The sequence below is a fragment of the Streptomyces sp. NPDC099050 genome, from assembly GCF_044759865.1.
In the GTDB taxonomy this organism is placed as follows: domain Bacteria; phylum Actinomycetota; class Actinomycetes; order Streptomycetales; family Streptomycetaceae; genus Streptomyces.
Genome location: NZ_JBIWAE010000022.1, coordinates 122489 through 140366, shown reverse-complemented (window position 1 = coordinate 140366; position 17878 = coordinate 122489). Strand labels below are relative to the sequence as shown.

General features: G+C 73.3%; 14 protein-coding genes and 1 pseudogene. 7 read left to right on the top strand and 8 right to left on the bottom strand.

Features of this window, described 5'->3' with window-relative positions:
• The 6 genes from ACIQV3_RS31175 to ACIQV3_RS31150 form a co-directional block, all read left to right on the top strand.
• Positions 1–331: transposase family protein (locus tag ACIQV3_RS31175; protein ID WP_403717830.1), on the top strand; the 331-nt coding region annotated here is incomplete at its 5' end.
• A gap of 114 nt (positions 332–445) precedes the next feature.
• Entirely contained in the window at positions 446–1486 is a 1041-nt protein-coding gene (locus ACIQV3_RS31170) for an LLM class flavin-dependent oxidoreductase (RefSeq protein ID WP_403717827.1), read from the top strand.
• Between the two features lie 78 nt (positions 1487–1564).
• Positions 1565–1954, top strand: a complete 390-nt coding sequence (locus ACIQV3_RS31165) for a GntR family transcriptional regulator (protein WP_327302412.1) — start codon at positions 1565–1567, stop codon at positions 1952–1954.
• Positions 1951–2835 (top strand): ABC transporter ATP-binding protein, encoded by an 885-nt coding sequence (locus ACIQV3_RS31160; RefSeq protein ID WP_403717823.1) that lies wholly within the window; start codon positions 1951–1953, stop codon positions 2833–2835. The genes ACIQV3_RS31165 and ACIQV3_RS31160 overlap by 4 nt, the downstream gene beginning before the upstream one ends.
• Entirely contained in the window at positions 2832–3764 is a 933-nt protein-coding gene (locus ACIQV3_RS31155; protein ID WP_403717821.1) for an ABC transporter permease, read from the top strand. The genes ACIQV3_RS31160 and ACIQV3_RS31155 overlap by 4 nt, the downstream gene beginning before the upstream one ends.
• A 153-nt stretch (positions 3765–3917) precedes the next feature.
• Positions 3918–7346, top strand: coding sequence for a molybdopterin-dependent oxidoreductase (locus tag ACIQV3_RS31150; RefSeq protein WP_403717818.1), 3429 nt, complete (start codon positions 3918–3920; stop codon positions 7344–7346).
• Between the two features lie 10 nt (positions 7347–7356).
• Here the strand turns inward: ACIQV3_RS31150 and ACIQV3_RS31145 are convergent, their stop codons facing one another.
• The 6 genes and pseudogenes from ACIQV3_RS31145 to ACIQV3_RS31120 all read right to left on the bottom strand — a co-directional run bounded on the left by ACIQV3_RS31145 (position 7357) and on the right by ACIQV3_RS31120 (position 13892).
• Positions 7357–8700 carry a radical SAM protein gene (locus ACIQV3_RS31145; RefSeq protein ID WP_403717815.1) on the bottom strand — a complete coding sequence of 448 codons (1344 nt, stop codon included), beginning with the start codon at positions 8698–8700 and terminating at the stop codon, positions 7357–7359.
• A gap of 244 nt (positions 8701–8944) precedes the next feature.
• Positions 8945–9413: pseudogene (locus tag ACIQV3_RS31140) on the bottom strand (aldehyde dehydrogenase family protein); the annotation flags it as partial.
• 136 nt (positions 9414–9549) lie between these two features.
• Positions 9550–10062 carry a hypothetical protein gene (locus ACIQV3_RS31135; RefSeq protein ID WP_403717812.1) on the bottom strand — a complete coding sequence of 171 codons (513 nt, stop codon included), beginning with the start codon at positions 10060–10062 and terminating at the stop codon, positions 9550–9552.
• 6 nt (positions 10063–10068) lie between these two features.
• Entirely contained in the window at positions 10069–11103 is a 1035-nt protein-coding gene (locus tag ACIQV3_RS31130; RefSeq protein ID WP_403717809.1) for an SCO0930 family lipoprotein, read from the bottom strand.
• Between the two features lie 114 nt (positions 11104–11217).
• The gene (locus ACIQV3_RS31125) at positions 11218–12669 is read right to left on the bottom strand and encodes an NADH-ubiquinone oxidoreductase-F iron-sulfur binding region domain-containing protein (protein ID WP_403717806.1); all 1452 of its coding nucleotides are present in this window, start codon (positions 12667–12669) and stop codon (positions 11218–11220) included.
• A complete protein-coding gene (locus ACIQV3_RS31120; RefSeq protein WP_403717801.1) occupies positions 12666–13892 on the bottom strand; it encodes a hypothetical protein in 1227 nt (408 codons plus the stop codon). The genes ACIQV3_RS31125 and ACIQV3_RS31120 overlap by 4 nt, the downstream gene beginning before the upstream one ends.
• Before the next feature lie 380 nt (positions 13893–14272).
• Between ACIQV3_RS31120 and ACIQV3_RS31115 the strand changes: the two genes are divergently transcribed.
• Positions 14273–15571 (top strand): PucR family transcriptional regulator, encoded by a 1299-nt coding sequence (locus tag ACIQV3_RS31115; RefSeq protein ID WP_403717798.1) that lies wholly within the window; start codon positions 14273–14275, stop codon positions 15569–15571.
• A gap of 86 nt (positions 15572–15657) precedes the next feature.
• On the opposite strand, the gene ACIQV3_RS31110 is transcribed toward ACIQV3_RS31115, so the two are convergent.
• Positions 15658–17055 carry a DUF1996 domain-containing protein gene (locus ACIQV3_RS31110; RefSeq protein ID WP_403717795.1) on the bottom strand — a complete coding sequence of 466 codons (1398 nt, stop codon included), beginning with the start codon at positions 17053–17055 and terminating at the stop codon, positions 15658–15660.
• Between the two features lie 9 nt (positions 17056–17064).
• On the bottom strand, positions 17065–17808 hold the full coding sequence (locus ACIQV3_RS31105; RefSeq protein WP_403717792.1) for a DUF4142 domain-containing protein: 744 nt from the start codon (positions 17806–17808) through the stop codon (positions 17065–17067).
• Positions 17809–17878 lie beyond the last annotated feature (70 nt).

Here is a 17878-nt window from a genome sequence, read left to right as displayed (position 1 = left end):
GGCGTCACCAGCCCTGCCCGGAGCCACTCACGACCTGACCGCGGCCCGAAGCCATGGCATCGTCGACGCGCTCGCCTCCGTGGGCCTGAAGTGCTTGGCGGACAAGGCCTACCAAGGCGCCGGCCGGCACATCCGAGTCCCCTTCCGGGGCCGCCGGCTCAAGCGCTGGAAGCGACGGCACAACAGCAGTCACGCCAAGATCCGCTGCGTCGGCGAGCAGGCCATGGCCGTGCTGAAGGGTTGGCGCCTCCTGCGGAAGCTCCGCTGCAGCACCAACCGGATCACCGACATCGTGAAGGCCATCCTCGTCCTCCACCACGCCTCAACATGAGGTTGGAAAAGGCTCATTGTCGCCACACGAATTTAACGCCGTCGATTTCCTTTTCATACTGCCGCCATTTTCGCGTCCCGTATTTCGGGCCTGTCATTTCCGAGGAGCGCCGGCGTGAAATTCCTGGCCATCACCCTGATCACGGACGGCACGGATCCGGCGACGGGCGCCCCCACCCCCACGCACGAGCGGTTCCGCCAGGTGGTCTCCGCCGCCCTGCTGGCGGAGGAGCTCGGCTTCGACGGGTTCGGGGTCGGCGAGCGCCACGAACGGCCGTTCCTGTCGTCCTCGCCGCCCGTGGTGCTCTCCCACATCGCGGCCCTGACCCGGCACATCCGGCTGTACACCGCCGTGACCACCCTGAGCCTGCTCGACCCGGTGCGGGCGTACGAGGACTACGCGACGCTCGACCACCTCAGCGACGGCCGGCTCGAGCTGATGATCGGCAAGGGGAACGGCACCGCGCAGCGCGAGCTCTTCGACGTGAGCTCCGAGGACCAGTGGGAGCGCAACTCGGAGGGCTACGAACTGTTCCGCCGGATCTGGAGCGAAGACAAGGTGACGGCGCGGCCCCGCTTCCGGCCCGCGCTGACCGGCGCCGAGGTGCTGCCCCGGCCGTGCCAGAAAACGCTGCGCGTATGGCACGGCAGCGCAACGAGCCGGGAGTCCGTGGATCTCGCGGCGCGCTACGGCGACCCGCTCTTCTCCGCGAACGTCACCCACCCGATCGGCCCGTACGCAGCGCTGATCCGCCACTACCGCGAGCGCTGGGAGCACTACGGGCACGATCCGGCCCACGCGGTCGTGGGCGCGGGCACGGCGGGCTTCCACACGGCGGCCACCTCACAGGGTGCGGTGGCCGCGTACCGGCCCGCCTTCGCGCGCTACCTCGCCGCCCACGCCGCGCAGGGCCTGGATCCGGTGTTCCCGACCCTGGAGGACTTCGTCGGGCGGAGCTCGGCCCTGATCGGCAGCCCCGCGCAGGTGATCGAGAAGGTGCACCGCTACCACGAGGAGTTCGGCCACACGGTCCTGCACCTCCAGGCCGAGCCGGGCGGGCTGACCGAGGCACAGCACCGGGACTCCCTCACGCTGTTCCAGTCGGAGATCGCGCCGACGCTGCGCCGCTCGATTCCGGACCCCGCCTTCGCCTGAGCCGGCGAAGGACAGTTGACAGAAGCACTCCCCTGCACCACCCTTTCACTACTTGCCTAGTGAAAGGGTGGTGTTGTCGTGCTCGAGTACCGCATCGATCGGCGCAGCGGCATCGCCACGTACCTGCAGATCGTCCAGCAGACCAAACAGGCCCTGCGCCTTGGCCTGTTGGAGCCGGGCGACAAGCTGCCGACCGCCCGCGAGGTCGTCGAGGCCACGGCCATCAACCCGAACACCGTCCTCAAGGCCTACCGCGAGCTGGAACGCGAAGGGCTCGTCGAGGCGAAGCGGGGCCTGGGCACCTTCATCCGCAAGTCCCTGGGCGGCGCTCCGGCGGAATCACCGCTGCGCGCCGAACTCGCCGACTGGGCGCGGCGGGCACGGGAGGCCGGGATGGAGCGGGACGACGCGGCCGCGCTCTTCTCGGCCGTACTGGAAGAGCACTTCAAGGGGGACGAAGACGCATGACGCACATCGTGATCGAGGCGGACGGCCTCGGCCTGCGCTACGGACGCCGGGGAAAGTGGGCGCTGCGCGACTGCTCCTTCCGGCTGCCCGAGGGCCGGGTCTGTGCACTGGTAGGACCCAACGGGGCCGGAAAATCCACCCTGTTGACCATCGCCGCCGGGCTCGTGTCACCGACGGAAGGTCACCTCCGCTCGGTGCTGCGCGAGGAACTGGCCTACGTGGCCCAGGACAAGCCGCTCTACCCGCAGCTCACCGTCGGCGAGACGCTGCGCATGGGAAGCGAGCTCAACCCCGCCCGCTGGGACGCGGGCAGGGCGGAGCAGATCGTGGAGGCGGGTGACCTCGACCCGCACGCGAAGATCCGTACGCTCTCCGGCGGGCAGCGCACCCGGGTCGCCCTGGCCCTGGCCCTCGGCAAACGCCCGAGCCTGCTCCTGCTGGACGAGCCGATGGCCGACCTCGACCCGCTCGCCCGGCACCGGCTCATGGGCACGCTGATGGCCGACGCCGCCGAGAACGGCACCTCCGTGGTGATGTCCTCGCACATCCTCACCGAGCTGGAGGGCGCCTGCGACCACCTCCTCCTGGTGGACGGCGGCCGGGTCCGACTCTCCGGCCCCATCGACGAGCTCGGCGCGGCGCACCTGCTGCTCACCGGCCCCGCCGCCGCCCGCGAGGAACTCTCCGCGCACACCGTCGTCGAGGCCCGCACGACGGGCCGGCAGCTCACGGCGCTCGTACGGCCCCGCGGCCCCGTCGACAGCGGCACCTGGCAGACCACCCACCCGTCCCTGGAGGAACTCTTGCTCGCCCATCTGCGCGCGCCCGAAGCCCCGGCGTTCGCCGTGTACGCCGATGCCGCCGAGGGGGTGGCGGCATGAGCACGCTGATGCTGAAGGGGCCGTACTGGGTGGTGGCCTGCCAGCACCGGCGGGTGCTGTGGGCGGTGCCCGCGCTCTTGGGCGCGAGCCTCATCGCAATGATCGCGTTGCGGGCCTGGAGCCGGAATCCCGAGTTCGAGCCAATCGACGCGTCGGTCGAGTACGAAGTGTGGGAGTTCCTCCGGCTCTGCATCATGTACTCGGGCCGCACCTTGCCTTTCCTCCCGCTGCTGGTGGGAGCCCTCGTCGCCGGTCCGATGGTCGCCCGCGAGCTGGAGAGCGGGACCTGGCGGCTCGCCCTCACCCAGTCGACGACGGCGAAGGCCTGGCTCGGCTCGAAGGTCCTGGTGGCGGCCGTGGTCTCCGTGTTCGGTTCCCTCGCCCTGATCGGGATCTACCGCCTCGGATGGGTCCGGGTCTCCGACACGTCCTCGCTCCACTGGTACGAGCGCGGAGTGTACGAGGCCACCGGCCCGGTGCTCGTCGGCTACTGCCTGCTCGGCGTGGCTCTCGGCACCCTGGTCGGACAGCTGATCCGGCGCACCCTGCCCGCCATGGCCGTCACCGGTCTCCTGACGGGTCTGGTGCTGCTCGTGCTGGGCGCACTGAGGTGGTCATTCCTTCCCATGGTGACCGCTACCGCGCCTTACACCGTGGAACCGGAGTCGCTGCTGTCGAGCTCCGTCAAGCGGGGTGGCACAGGGCTCATCAGCACCACGGGCGAACGTATTCCCGGGTACTACTGCGCTCCGGAAGCCGAAACCCGGGGGTTCTGTCGCGCCGACGTGGACGTCACCGCTTCGTACGCCGATTTCCACCCGTCCTCCCACTACTGGCCAATCCAGCTCATCGAGACCTCCATCCTCCTCGCCCTGGCCGCCGCGGCCCTCTACGCCGCCTTCCGCCTGGTGCGCAAGCGGCATCCCTGAACCTCCCGCGACCAGCGCGAACGACCCGTTCGGCCCGGGGCGAAGGTCCCGGCCGGGCGGGTCTTCCGGTGCTGCCTTCGCGACCATCGCCGGGTGCCCGTCCCGTCCGCCGGGAAGTCCACTGGAAGGAGGTCCGCGAGCAGGGAGAACGTCGTGTCCGTGTGCGAAGAGAAGAGGGGTTTCTGCACCCTCTGCAAGTCGCGCTGCGGCGCGATCTTCACCATCGAGGACGGCCGCCTGACCGGCGTGCGACCGGACCCCGACCATCCCACCGGCGCGGCGATGTGCCCCAAGGGCCGCTCCGCCCCCGAGCTCGCGCACAGTACGAACCGGCTGACCACCCCGCTGCGCCGGACCAACCCCAAGTCCGACCCGGACCCGGGCTGGGTGCCCGTCTCCTGGGACGAGGCGATGGAAGAGATCGCCGAGAAGATCGGGGCGATCGCCGCCGAGAGCGGCCCCGAGTCGGTCGCCTTCGCCGTGGCCACGCCCTCGGGGACCATGGTGTCGGACGCCACCGAGTGGATCGAACGCTTCGTACGCCTCTTCGGCAGCCCGAACACGGTGTACAGCGCGGAGATCTGCAACTGGCACAAGGACTTCGCCCACGCCTTCACCTTCGGCTCGCCGATCCCGCCGCCCGACTACGCGAACGCCGACCTCGCGCTCCTCTGGGGCTTCAACCCGGCCAAGACCTGGCTCGCCCAGTCCGCCGCCCTCTCCGCCGCCCAGGCGACCGGCACCAAGCTCGCCGTCGTGGACCCGCGCCGCTCGACCAGCGCGCTGCGCGCCGACCACTGGCTGCGGGTGCGGCCCGGCACCGATGCCGCGCTCGCCCTGGGCCTGGCCCACCTACTCATCGCCGACGGGGGCTACGACCCGGCCTTCGTCCGTGCCTGGACCAACGGCCCCCTCCTCGTCCGCGCCGACACCGGACGCTTCCTGCGCGCGGCGGAGCTCCCCGGCACACCCGGGGGACCCACGGCCTTCGCCGTCTTCGACGAGGAGAACGGCCGGGCCGAGGCCTACGACACCGCGCGCGCCGCCGTCCGCCCCGAGCGCTTCGCGCTGCGCGGCACCCGCCCGATCACCCTCCGCGACGGCTCCGTCGTCGACTGCGCGCCCGCCTTCGAGCGGTACGCCGCCGCCTGCGCGCCCTGGACTCCGGACCGGGTCGCGGCCAACACCTGGATCCCCGAGCGGGAGATCCGCGCCCTCGCCGCGGAGATCGCGGCCGCGCCCTCGGTCACCTACTACGGGTGGACCGGCGTGGGGCAGAGCGCGAACGCCGCGCAGACCGAGCGGGCCCTCGCCACCCTGTACGCGCTGACCGGGTCCTACGACGCCCCCGGCGGCAACCACGTCGTCCCCGCCCCGCCCTACAACCCGGCCGCTTCCTTCGGCCAGTTCGCCCCGGAACAGCGCGCCAAGGCCCTCGGGCTCGACAAGCACCCGCTGGGCCCGCCGGCCTTCGGCTACATCAACTCCGGCGACCTGTGCGCCGCCGTCGAGACGGGCCACCCGTATCCCGTCCGCGCCCTCATCGGCTTCGGGTCCAACCTGGTCGTCGCCCAGCCCGACTCCGACCGCACGGCGCGCGCGCTGGGCACGCTCGACTTCCAGGTCCACCTGGACCTCTTCCACAACCCCACCAGCAGCAGCGCCGACATCGTCCTGCCGGTCAACAGCTCCTACGAGCACGAGGCCCTGCGCTTCGGCTTCGAGGTCGGCCACCGGGCCCAGGAGCAGGTCCAGCTCCGGCCCCGGATGGTCGAGCCGCAGGGCGAGTCCCGCAGCGACACCGAGTTCGTCTTCGATCTCGCCTGCCGCCTGGGCATGGGCGCCGACTTCTTCGGCGGGGACATCGAGGCCGCCTGGAACTGGCAGCTCGAACCCCTGGGCCTGACCGTCGAGGAGCTGCGCCGGCGCCCGGGCGGCGTCCGGGTGCCCCGCGAGGAGTCCTACCGCAAGTACGCCGCCCCCGTGGCGGACGGCGGAAACAGCGGCGGCGGTGATGCCGTGACCGGCTTCGCCACGCCCACCCGGCGGGTGGAGCTGTACTCCGAGCGGCTGCTGGAGCACGGCTACCCGGCGGTGCCCGAGCACCACGACCCCGCGCCCACGGACGCCGCGTACCCGCTCGTGCTGACCTGCGCCAAGCACGGGTACTTCGTCCACAGCCAGCAGCGGTCCCTGACCTCGCTGCGCCGCCGGGCCACCGACCCCTCGGTCGACCTGCACCCGCGGACGGCCGCCGCGCACGGCATCGGCGAGGGCCAGTGGGTGGAGCTGGCCACGCGCCTCGGCTCCATCCGGCTGCGCGCCCGCTTCGACGACTCCCTCCATCCCTCGGTCGTCGTCGGCGAGTACGGCTGGTGGCAGGAGGCCACCGACCTCGCCCTCCCGGGCGCCGACCCGATCGCCGCCACCGGCAGCAACTTCAACCGGCTCATCGACCACGCCGAGACCGACCCGCTCAGTGGTTCCGCACCGATGCGGGCGGCCGCCTGCCGGATCGGCCCCGTGCGGAGCGACGGCACCTGGACGGGGACCCGCCCCTTCACCGTCACGGCCCTCACCGAGGTGAGCACCGGTATCCGGGCCCTGCGCCTGGCCCCCGAGGACGGCGGGGCCCTCCCCGACTACCGGCCCGGCCAGCACCTGACCGTGCGCGCCGAGCACCCGGACGGGACCCTCCAGGACCCTTCGGACGGCCGCAGCTACTCCCTCACCGGCCCCGCCCTGGTGAACGGCCGCACCGATTACGGGCTCGCCGTACGCCACATCCCGGGCGGAGCCTTCTCCACCCGGATCCACGAGGAGCTCCGCGTCGGCGACCGGCTCCACCTGGCGAGCCCGGGAGGCGTCTTCGCCATCCCGACGCACACCGGCAACCCGGTGGTGCTCCTGGCGGGCGGCATCGGCATCACGCCGTTCCTCAGCTACCTCGAAACCCTCGCGGCCACCGGCGGCACGGTCCCCGAGGTGGTGCTGCACTACGGCAACAACAACGCGGCCGACCATCCCTTCCGGGACCGGCTGCGCGAACTGGCCTCCCGTATACCGGCGTTGACGATCGTCGATCACTACGCGGCACCCGGGCCGGACGAGGTCCCCGGCCGGGACTACGACCGCATCGGCTTCATCACCGCCGAGGACATCGACCCGGGGCTCATCGCCCGCCGGGCCCGCTTCTACATGTGCGGCCCGCAGCCCATGCTCGACGCCCTCACCGCCGCCCTGAGCGCTCGCGGTGTCCCCCGCTTCGAGGTGTTCAGCGAGAAGTTCCGCCCGGCCCGGCGGGAGGTGACCGTGCCCGACGACGCCGAGTACACCGTGACCTTCGCCCGGTCCGGACGCACCGCAGTCTGGCGCAAGAACGACGGCCCGCTCCTTGCCCTCGGCGAGGCCGCCGGGGTCGCGATGCCGAGCGGCTGCCGGGTCGGACAGTGCGAGAGCTGTGCGTGCGGCGTGCTCAGGGGCACGGCGGCGCACCTGGTGACCCCCTCGGAGGACCTGCCCGACACCGACGTCCTGACCTGCCAGTCCCTGCCGACCTCGGACCTGGTGCTCGACGTCTGAGCACCATCGGTCAGGAAGCGGTCTCCTCCTTCGCCTCCAGCCCCTCCAGGCTGTCCATGAAGGAGGAGACGGAGAACACCGCGCGCCCGGGACCGGCCGGGCCGTAGCCGGGCGGGGAGCTCAGGCCGAACTCCTCCAGCGTCGCGCGGTAGGTCTCCAGCAGGCGGACGTGGTACTCCAGGGGCGCGCCCAGCGGGTTGGCCTTGCCCAGCGGGGTCGTCGGCTCCGGGCACCAGGTGGTGAAGCGCGGGACGACTCCGTGCGACATGAAGAACCGCAGGCCCTCCTGGGTCGAGGCGATCGCCTCGCTCACCTTGGTGAACCCGAAGGGCTCGGCCATCTCGATGCCCGCGACGAAGTTCGGGATCACGTTGCGCGGTCCGAAGACCTCGGTGGAGTCCAGGATCCTGCGGTGCCATTCGTCGCGGCCGACGTAGCGCTCCTTGCCCGGGCAGTGGAGCTTGAACAGGTACTCGTCCCACACCTCGAAGTTGGGGTGGTAGATCTTGACGCCGTGGTCGTGGAAGCGCTGCACGGCGTCGCGGGGCAGGGCCTGCGCGACGACCTTGCCGGTCCAGCGGCCGGGGAAGCGCTCCTCGATGGCCTGGGCGTACTGACCGTAGAAGTCGGCCTCGTCGCGGCCGCCGACCTGGGAGGTGATCGATCCGCCCGTGAGGGTGTAGGCCCGGGAGATGCCCGCCGTGTCGTACCGGTCGATGATCTCCAGCGCCTCCAGCACCTCCTCGACCGGCTTCACACCGGTGTAGGGGCGGCCGGCCGCCTTGTGCTGGCGCCAGTTGTGGTTGATGTCGCAGAACTGGCACTCCTCCTTGGCGCCGAAGTACTGGCACACCCGGAAGACCGTCAGGTAGATGAGGTAGCCCCACTGGATGGTCGGCGCGACCTCCATCACGGACTTGCCGTTCGACAGCTTGTGCCGGTAGTACTCCGGCATCGGCGGCAGGCCGACGTCCGAGATCCGTACGCCGTCCAGGTACAGGCCGAGCGCGCCGTCCTCCCCGCCGCGCACCACGTACGGGGAGTCCGGGTTGACCCGTACGGAGACCACGGTGCGGCGCAGCTCGTAGGGGCCGCCCGTCAGCACGATCTCCTCCGGGGGCCGGTTCAGCGCGGCGGCGCCGAGCTCGGGGAGGGTGCGGTGGTCGAAGGAGAAGATGAAGTAGGACTTCGGTTTGACGTCGGCCGAAGACCCGTCGACGCCCCCGCTGAGCGCGGACTCGTCGAAGGCCATGCCGCCCCGCAGGAGGTCTTCCTTGATCACGGCTTCCCGGGGCACGTGCGGGAAGCGCCCCATCAGGTCCTCGATCAGCGCGGTACGGCTGGGACTCTCCATCTGCGGCTCCATTCCAGTCCAGGCTCTTGCCGGACCGCGGCGGCCCGCCCCCTTGGCGTTCCGCGCGGCACGGCGGTGACCTCACTGTAATCAGAGCGCCCGGGGCCCGGCGCATCGCCTCCTCGGCGCCTGCCGGCCGCCTCCTCAGGGCATCAGCTGGTACTCCGGGAAGTTGCCCGGGAGCCGTTCGCCGGCGGGTCCGAGGGTGACCGCGCGGACCAGGAGGTCGCCGCCGACGAAGGCGCCCCGCCAGCGGTGTCCGGCCCTCCAGCATGGCGTCGATGTGGTCCACGTACCAGCGCACGCCCTCGACGGCCCGGTCCACGTCGGCGCACGCAAGGCGCCAGGGCTTGCCGATCTCCCACACCAGGAGCAGGGCGCAGATCGCGGTGTTCGGTGAGCACGTCGAGGGCGGCGGCGACCCGGGCCCGGCGCTCCGCCGGCGGAACCTGCCGCCAGGCGCAGTGCTGGTCGAGGGAGGCCCGTACCGCCTTGGCCGCGGTGCCCGCGTCGAGCCGGGGCGGGCCCGCGATCGGACTGCCGTCCACGGGGCTGGTGGCGGGCAGGGCGTGGCCGTCGCTCTGCCAGGCGCCGGCCCAGAGGTTCAGGACGCGGTCCTCCCGGAAGGCCTCCGGGGCCGCAGCGAGCGCGCGCCGCCAGGCATCGGCCCAGGCCGTGCCGGGCTTCAGGGCGAGGGGGGTGGGCTGTGCCATCTGTGAGTCTCCGCTCAACGTCGGGCGGGGCGGGTTGCTGCCGGGGGCGGGGGCATGGCCCGGACGAGTGCTTCGACCGTACGTACCTTCCGTAGGGCATCCGTGTTCTCCGGCGTCGGCGGCGCGTCGCGTCCGTCTACCAGGGCGCCGAGACCTGGGTGGTCAGGATCACCACGGGATGAGCGCCGGCGCCGTGGGTGTGCGCGGGGGCGGAGTCCAGGGTTCCGCCGAGGCGGGCCCGGGCCGGGGCCAGGGCGTCCGCCGAGGGCGCCGTGATGACCCAGCGCTCGCCGACGAGGTACGTGCCCCCGTACTGCCGTGATTCCGACAGCCAGGCGGCACGGCCCCGCGCCGTGCTGAAGGTGGCCAGCCGGAAGGCCTGCGCGCCCACCGCGCAGGCGCCCTCGCGGACCTCCTGCGCGTCGACCGTCACCTCGGGGCTGCAGCCCAGGGCGGCCGCGATCCGGTCCAGCGGCTCGGGGGCGGGGGCGGGGGGCGGGGGCGCGGCGCTGCCCGCGCCCGTGTTTCCCGGTCCCGTGCTGCCCGGGCCCGTGCTGCCCGCGCCGGCCGTGCAGCCCGTACAGAGCAGGGCGGCGAGCAGGGCGATCGCGCGGGGCGCCCGGAGCGTCCCGATTCCCGTGCAGGTCACGGCCGGTCAGCCCGCCGCCGGGATCTTCTCGCCGGCGTCGTTCACCGCGAACCAGAGCCCCTGGAGGCCGTGTCCGTTCGTCTGGCCGGGCGCGGTGTCTCCGGTGTAGAGGTAGACCGGCCAGCAGTCGATCGTCAATTGGCGCGTTCCGTCGGGACGTTCCACGGATCCGACGAGCCCGGCGGCAATTCCCACGGCCTTTTCCCGTTCCACGGGTGCGGCGGGTTTCCACGTGTTCAAGCAGGAGTCCAGGCAGCCGAATTTCATCGGCCAGGCACTGTCCTTTCCGAACCGGTAGAGGGTGCGCCCCCGGGCGTCCACCATCAGCTTTCCGAGTTTCGCGTCGTCCACGGCGGAGAGTGGCGCGGATTCCTTTCCGGCACCCTCCGCCGGTCCGGCTTCCTCCGCCTCTCCGGCACCCTCCGCCTCTGCCGCGTCCGCCGCCTTCTTGCCGTCCGCGGCCAGCGCGTGCCAGGTGCCGCCAACGCCTTCGCCCTTCGCCTCCCCCGGCCGGGTGTCCTTCGCGTACCGGTACACGGGCCACCCGGCGAGCGTGAGCTGGCGGGTGCCGTCGGGCCGGTCCACCGAGCCGAGCAGCGCCGCGTCCGTGCCGGCCGGGGCCTGCGCCCCGTCCGCCGGTACCGCGGGCCAGAGGGTGGCGCAGGCATCCTCGCAGGTCGAGCGGGGCGGCTGGGCGGAGTCCTTGTCGAACCGGTAGAGCGCGGCCCCGGCCGCGTCCGTGACCACGCTGCCGACTCCGGGGATCTCCCGGACCGACAGCTTTCCGGCCGGAGTCAGGTCCGCTTCGGCTTCGGCTTCGGCTTCACCATCCGCGTCCGCTTCCGGATTCGCGCCGTACCCCTCGCCGTCGCCGTCGCCCTCGCCTCCTCCGGGGCCGTGGCCCACCGCCCGTTCCGCACCCGCCGCCCGGACCGTCACCGTGCGGGCCCCGTCGTCACCGCCACCGCATCCCGACGCGAGCAGAAGTACCGTCAGCACCGATCCCGCGGCGGCCGCGGTCGCCCGGCTCCTGTTTCCCATGGTTCTCTCCTTCGGTTTCCATCCGGAGCAATTCCTTCGGGATATTCATAAGGGCTGCGGGGGCCTCCGCATTCAAGGGAGCGGGAATTTGTCAGATCTCGCCAAAGCGTGAACTCATTCCTGGATGCGGAGCGCGAGTGCCGGGCAACGGCGCACCGCGCGCAGTGCCTTCGGCCGCAGGGGACCGGGGACGGGCATCACCCCGCGTGCCGGGTAGCCGTCCTCGTCGAGCCGCACCACATCGGGCAGGAGGTCCACGCACAGGCCGTGACCCTTGCACAACGTCCAGTCCACGACGAGCCGTTCGGGGCTCTCGTCCGCGGGCAGCGGCAGGGCGCCGAGGACCCGGCGTCCGCAGCCGCTGCCGAGCGCGTGGTCGCGGAACTCGTCGGGGAAGACGGCGAGCGCGGAGGCGACGAACGAGGAGGTGCCGTCCGGGTGGGAGCAGGCTCCCCGGCCGCGCACCCCCCGCATCCGGGCCTGGACCGCGTCGAGGGCCGCCCCTCCCCCGCCGGCCACGAGCCGTTCCAGGGCGTCGGCGAGCGAAGGCAGGCCCCGTACGCACGGGCCGCACTGGCCCGCCGACTCCCGCGCCAGCCAGCGCGCGACCCGGGCCACCTCGCCCGCCGGGCAGGTGTCCTCGGGCAGCGGCAGCACCGCGCCCGCGCCCAGTACCGCGTCGTACGCCGCCAGCGATTTCCGCGAGATCAGCGCCTCGCGCGCCGCCCCCGGGTCCAGCCAGCGGCCGTGGAAGCCGCCGATGAGCACGCCCTGTCCGGGTACCGTGCCGCACAGGTCCAGTACGTACGCCAGGGACGTGCCCAGCGGTACCTCGACGACGGTCCTCCCGGCGACGGTGAGCAGGGTCGTGCCGGGCTCGTCGGGCAGGCCGGCCGTGCCGTACTCGCACGCCCCGAGGCGGGCGCCGACGGCGAGCTGGGCGTACGTCTCCGCGTTGGACAGCAGGGTGGGCAGGCCGCCGAGGCCCCGTGCGCTGGTCCGCGTCCGGTCTCCGGAGGGCAGGGCGGGGCCGCCGTCCAGGCCGTTCACCAGTGCGCTGCCCTCGCCCGTGACGAAGCGTTCGGGGAGCCGGACGACGCGCACGCGCCGCCCGGACGGGCCCCGTTCGGCGACGGCCTCGGTGAGCGAACGCTCCACGTCCGGGCGGGTGACGCCGACGACCACGTCCTCGGCGCCGAGCGCGGCGGCCGCCACCAGCGCGCCGTCGAGCACGAGGTGCGGAACGTAGAGGAGCAGGGCGGCGTCCTTGAGGCAACTTGGCTCGCCCTCCGTCCCGTTGACGACCACGGCGGTGCGCCCGTCCTGACCCCGGGCGGACCGGGTGACGGCCCGGAGTTTGCGGGCGAAGGGGAAGCCCGCTCCCCCTCGCCCGCCGAGGGCCATGCCCTCGGCGAGTTCGACGAGCCCTTCGGCGGGGTAGCGGGGCAGCGCGCCGTGCACGCTCAGGTGGCCGGCCCGGTCGAGTCGCTCGGAGGCGTCGAGTCCGGCCAGCAGCCGCGGTCCTCCGACGCAGCCGAGCGCGGGCCGCGTCCCGGAGCCGCTCACCGTCCGCTCCGTACGCCGTCGAACGGGTCGGCGGACGGCCCGGCGGAGAGCCCGGCGGAGAGCCCGGCGGACGGCCCGGCGGACGGCCCGGCGGACGGCGCGCCGTTCAGCCCGGCGGAGGACCCCGGGGCCGGGCCCGCGGCCCGTTCCGGGCGGCCGGGGAACACCGTGGCGCCGGGCTGCCGGGTCAGGCGCGCGGTCAGCAGCTCCGCCGCCCACTCCGCGGGCCTGCGCACGAAGGGCGCCGGCCGGTGCGGCGGCGCCTGCCCGGGTGCCCGGGAGGGTACGGGGGGCACGTGCGGCGGGGACGGCGCGGGCGGCGCCGCCGGCGCGGCCGGTCCGCCGGAGGGCCCTGCGGGGTCCGCGCGCAGCGGCGTACCGGCCCGCGTGCGCGGCGCCTCGCCGGCGAGCGTACGGAGCTTCGCGCGCAGCCGCAGCGCCAGCAGGGCGGCGACGGCGAGCAGACACAGGGCGTACCCGGCCGTCACCCAACCGCTGGCGGGACGACCGGACTTGAGCCCGTGGACGAGCGAGGCCCCCCAGGCCGGGTACGCGGCCATGTGCAGGGCGCGCCACCAGAGCGAGCGCCCCCGGGTGGCGAAGGCACCGCGGACGGCGCCGGAGACGGCCACGGCGACGAACCCGTAGCCGGCCAGGCTGCCGAGGCCGATGAGCAGGGGGCGCTGGCCGTCCGCGAAGGGCAGGACCACGGCGGCGGCGTCGGTCCGGGACCGCCCGACCTTGATCCACACGTGCAGCAGGAGGAAACCGAGTCCGGCGACGGCCAGGCCCCGGTGCACGGCCTGGGCGACGAGCCGGTGCCCGGAGGCGAGCAGTCTGCGGTCGGTGGCAGCCAGGCCCCACAGGACGGCGCCGGTGAGGCAGACCAGCGAGAGCACACCGGCGCCGTAGTCGAGGAAGTCCCACAGCCGGGTCAGTGCACCGGCGCGGGCCGCCACGAGCAGGGCGGCCGCGCCCGCGAGGGCCGCCGCCCCCAGCGCGGCGGGGTGCGGCCCCCCGGCGGCGGACAGCAGCGGCGGACGACGTACCGCCCGCCGCCCGGAGGCGCTCGGCGTCGCCGGCTTCGACGCCGCCGGGGACACCGCGCGGGACGCCGGGCCGGATGGTGCGGGAGACCGCGCTCCGGCGTGGCGCCGGGTGCGGCCTCTCGTACGACGGGCCCGGTGCGAGCGGCCGGACAGACGGGGCTGGAGCAGGGGCATGTGGTCTCCCATACGTCCGGACCCGAGCACTTCCACCTCGCGCTCGGCGCCCGGGGGTCGACGTCGCAACCACTCCTCGGCGGGCGGGAGATGGGCACCTGACCCACCGGGCCGGCCGGGAGCGGGGGCCGGAGTGCAGAAGCATCGTGGAGGTATGCAAGCCGTCCACGAGATTTATCGAAACGTGATAATTTCTGGCCCTCGCACAGCCATCGCATCGAACATCCCCGGAAGATTCCCTTCCAGTGGTGCGGTTGCGACGGGGTTGACGCCTGATCCGCCGCCGCACCTCCCCGACGGCGATCGAGCCGACGCCGCGGGACTGCGGGCTTGCCACCGTCCCACGGTGCAGGCCATACCCCGGCTTGAACGAGGTAACAATGTGCGAACTTCTGAACCGCATCTGGTCCCGCCCGCGCGGCGAGTGGACCCGGGTCCTGCGCAAGGAACTGCCCACGGTGGCTGCGGGGTTGGTGGAGGAGCTCCGGGAGACCGTCCCCGGATTCCCGGAGCTCGTCGAGGACATCGGCGACGAGGTGGTCAGGCGGAGGATGGAGGGGGCCCTGCTCACCGTCCTCGGTTACCGCGAGGGCGCCGGCGGCCCCGGAGCCGGCTGCACGGGCATCGACGGGGCCGGCGAGACGGGCGGGAGCGGCGCAGTCGGCACGAGCCGCGAACAGGACCCTCCGCACCACCACGGGCAGACCCGGTCCGGCCCCGGACCCGGCCCAGGACCCGCCACCCCGACGGCCGCCGACTTCGAGGCCGAGCACGCCCGGCCCCACCCGCACGCCCATGCACACCCTCACACCGCTTTCCGGGGCGGGGAGTCGCCACCGCTCCAAGCCGTGCCCTTACAGCGGTTCGGCTCGGTCCGCGAGCACGCCCGGCGCGAGATCTTCGCCCTGCTCACGGGTGACGCCCCGCACCGCGAACCGGCCCTCGCCGAGCTGGCGGGTCCGGCCGGCTGGCCCCTCCCCGTCGCCGTACGGGCCGTGGCCCTGGCCTCGCCCGGCGAGACCCAGCAGCTCGCGGCCCTCCTCGACGACTGCCTCGGCGGGATGGTCGCGGGCCGGCCCTGCCTGCTCGTTCCCACCGCCGACCCGGAGGCCCGTACCGCCCTGGACGGCGTGCTGCGCGGCCGGCTCGCCGTGGTCGGCCACCCGGTGGCCCCCGGCGACACCGCTTCCTCCCTGCGCTGGGCGGTCCGCCTGCTCGCACTGGTCCCGGTCCAGTCCCGGTCCGGCCCGGACGCCCGGACGGTCTTCGTGGACGACCACCTCTCGACCCTGCTACTGCTCCAGGACGAGCCGCTGGCCCACGCGCTCGCCGCACGCTGGCTGCGGCCGCTAGCGGACCTCACCCCGCGCCAGAGCGAACGCCTCGAAGTGACCCTGCTCGCCTGGCTGGAGGGCGGCGGAGCACCCGAGGCGGCCAAGGCGCTGAGCGTGCACCCGCAGACGGTCCGCTACCGGATGCGCCAGCTGGAGAAGCTCTTCGGACCCGGCCTGCGCGACCCGCGCACCCGCTTCGAACTGGAACTGGCTCTGCGCAGCCGCCGGTTGATGGCCCAGGTCCGGCTGCGGCCGGCCCGGGGCGGCCGCCGGGCGCGCCTGGTGGCCGCCGACTTCCGCCCGACTCCGGGTGACGACCGGATCGCCCGCGTGAACGGCCTGTAGGGAATGCAGAGAACGCAGAGAAGAAGACGCGACGAGGCGGTGCCGGTCCGGAGTGCGCTCCGGACCGGCACCGCCTCTGTGTTCCGTCAGCGGCAGGTGCGTCCGTCGTTGACGCACCGCACCGCCCGGGCCATCAGCTCGTCCGGCATGACGTTGATGAAGTCCCCGTGGTCGGTCACCGGCTTGTGGAGCTGCTCGGGGAAGCTGTCCACCGCGAAGCGTGCTCCGGGGGGCGTCGCGTAGACGATCCGCTGCACCAGTTGCGGCACGGCCTTGAAGCCCGCCGGGCAGGAGCCGTCACGGCCGGCGAAGGCCACGTGCGTGCGGTGGTTGGCGCTGTCCGTGTTCTTTCCGTCCCAGCAGCTCTGGAAGGCGAACGTCCGCACCACGTCCGTCCCCTTGGGACAGATCGGGTACTTGTCCTTCAACTGCCGGTTCTCGAAGCCGGTGCAGCTCCACGAGGCGTTGGCGTTGGCCGGGCCGTTGGTGAAGGCCTTCGCGTCGCCCGTGATGATCCGCAGGAAGCGGGGCATGACGGTGACGCGGGAGACGGGGCTCCCCTTGAAGTCGATGGTCACCTGTTTCGGCCGCAGGATCGTGCCCACGTTGGCGTCCTGGCCGCCGCCGGGGGCCCCCGCGTCCTGCTCGGCCTTGCCGTCGCGCAGCCTCAGCACCGGCCAGTAGTAGGTGGACAGGTCGCCGTTCGTGCAGGTGGTCCCGGAGGCCGCGAGGCTGTTGTTGGTGGAGAAGGCGTCCGTGGTCCGGTTCCCGACGTAATCGTGCATGTGGTGGGCGCCGTTGCTCACACCCGGGGCGACGATCACGTTGTCGGGGTTGAGGTGGCGCTCTTCGTTGCGGCCGCACCGCACCGAGAAGGATCCTTTGGAGGCACCGGACTCGGGGGCCGGGCGGCGCACGTTCGGCTTGACCGAGCCGATGGGGACGAAGTCGGCGCGGGCCGGGCCCCCCTTCGGGGCGCCGCCGCCCGCGCCGCCCCGGGCGGTTTCCTCCTCGGCGGCCGGCGCCTCCCGCATCGCGCAGGCGCTCAGCTCCGCCAGCCCGTCGGGGCGGGCGGCGGTGCGTCCGATCGCCTCGGAGACCCGGCCGATCGAGGCGCCGCGCCGCTCCTTCAATTCCCCGAGCAGCGCGTCGGCCGGAGCCCTGCCGGTGGCGAGCCGCTGGTAGGCCTCGGCGATCTGGGTGTCGAGCCCGGCGAGTTCCCGGTCCACTTCGCCGCGCGCCTGATCGGGGACCTCGCGCAGCCGCTCGCCCACGTCGGGGCAGTCGATGGTGGCCGTCACCGGCGCCCGGCGGGGCGATTCCTGGCCCGCGGAGGCGGCCTGGCTCGCGATCACGACCCCGCCGCCGCCCAGGACCAGTGCGGTGGCGGCGGCGAGCGCCTTGTACAGGGGGCGAGTCCTGCGTTTGTGTCCTCCTGACCTGTCCCGGCGAGCCGGGCCTTCCCTGGAGTCGTTGTCGCGCATGTGATCACTTCACTTCCTCGGTCGGGTATCGGTGGGAGAAGGGTCCGCGGGAGGGACGGCGGTGGGCGGGCTGTCCGCCAGGCCTTCGAAATCGACCAGCCCGCTCGCCTCGAGGACCGCGATGTGGTCCAGGACCGTGGCGTTGGCATCCGTGGCGAGCTCGCGGACCACGGAGTTGCGGGTCTGCGCCCGCACTTGGGCGACGAGCGTGAACACCTTGCCGTGCGCCCGCCGCAGCAGCTGCACGAACAGCCGCTCGTACGTGCCTCCTTGGGCCCGGTCGAGCTGGTCGAGCCAGGCCTGCTGCTGGCCCGACGGACGGTCCGGCAGTTCGACGCCGAGTGCCTCGCCGACCTCCAGAACCCGCCGGTCCAGTTCGGTGTGCCCTTCCACGAGGTGCTCGCCGGCCGTCCGCACCGACTTGCGGGTCCCCCGCTCCTGGGCCTGGCTACCCGCGGGGAGTTCCCACAGGCCGGCGAGTCGGACCTTGCGCACGAACTCGCGGTCCTGTGGGGTCAGCGGCCCGAAGGCCGTGTTCATCACGCCGGCGCCGTCGTCGTCCGCGGGGGCGGAGGCGGAGCCGGGGGCGGGGGCCGCGGCGGGCGGGCCGGTGGGGGCGGGCGACGGGCCCGGGGCGGCCACGGCGCTCGTGCCGCCGAAGCTCCGCACCGGGATCAGCAGCGCGATCAGCGTGAGGGCGAGGGCGCCGATGACGATGCCCGTGCCCATCACGTGCCGCGAAGCGACCGACATGCCGCCGAGGTTCGTCCGACGGATTGACAGCACTGTGCCTCCTTGACTGCCGGGACGGCCCGGGTGCCAA

What these genes read in the sequence shown, in the direction of transcription:
- ACIQV3_RS31160 (WP_403717823.1), top strand. Translation starts at nt 1,951, where the DNA reads ATGACGCACATCGTGATCGAGGCGGACGGCCTCGGCCTGCGCTACGGA.
- ACIQV3_RS31155 (WP_403717821.1), top strand. Translation starts at nt 2,832, where the DNA reads ATGAGCACGCTGATGCTGAAGGGGCCGTACTGGGTGGTGGCCTGCCAG.
- ACIQV3_RS31145 (WP_403717815.1), bottom strand. Translation starts at nt 8,700, where the DNA reads ATGGAGAGTCCCAGCCGTACCGCGCTGATCGAGGACCTGATGGGGCGC.
- ACIQV3_RS31130 (WP_403717809.1), bottom strand. Translation starts at nt 11,103, where the DNA reads ATGGGAAACAGGAGCCGGGCGACCGCGGCCGCCGCGGGATCGGTGCTG.
- ACIQV3_RS31120 (WP_403717801.1), bottom strand. Translation starts at nt 13,892, where the DNA reads ATGCCCCTGCTCCAGCCCCGTCTGTCCGGCCGCTCGCACCGGGCCCGT.
- ACIQV3_RS31115 (WP_403717798.1), top strand. Translation starts at nt 14,273, where the DNA reads ATGTGCGAACTTCTGAACCGCATCTGGTCCCGCCCGCGCGGCGAGTGG.
- ACIQV3_RS31110 (WP_403717795.1), bottom strand. Translation starts at nt 17,055, where the DNA reads ATGCGCGACAACGACTCCAGGGAAGGCCCGGCTCGCCGGGACAGGTCA.
- ACIQV3_RS31105 (WP_403717792.1), bottom strand. Translation starts at nt 17,808, where the DNA reads ATGTCGGTCGCTTCGCGGCACGTGATGGGCACGGGCATCGTCATCGGC.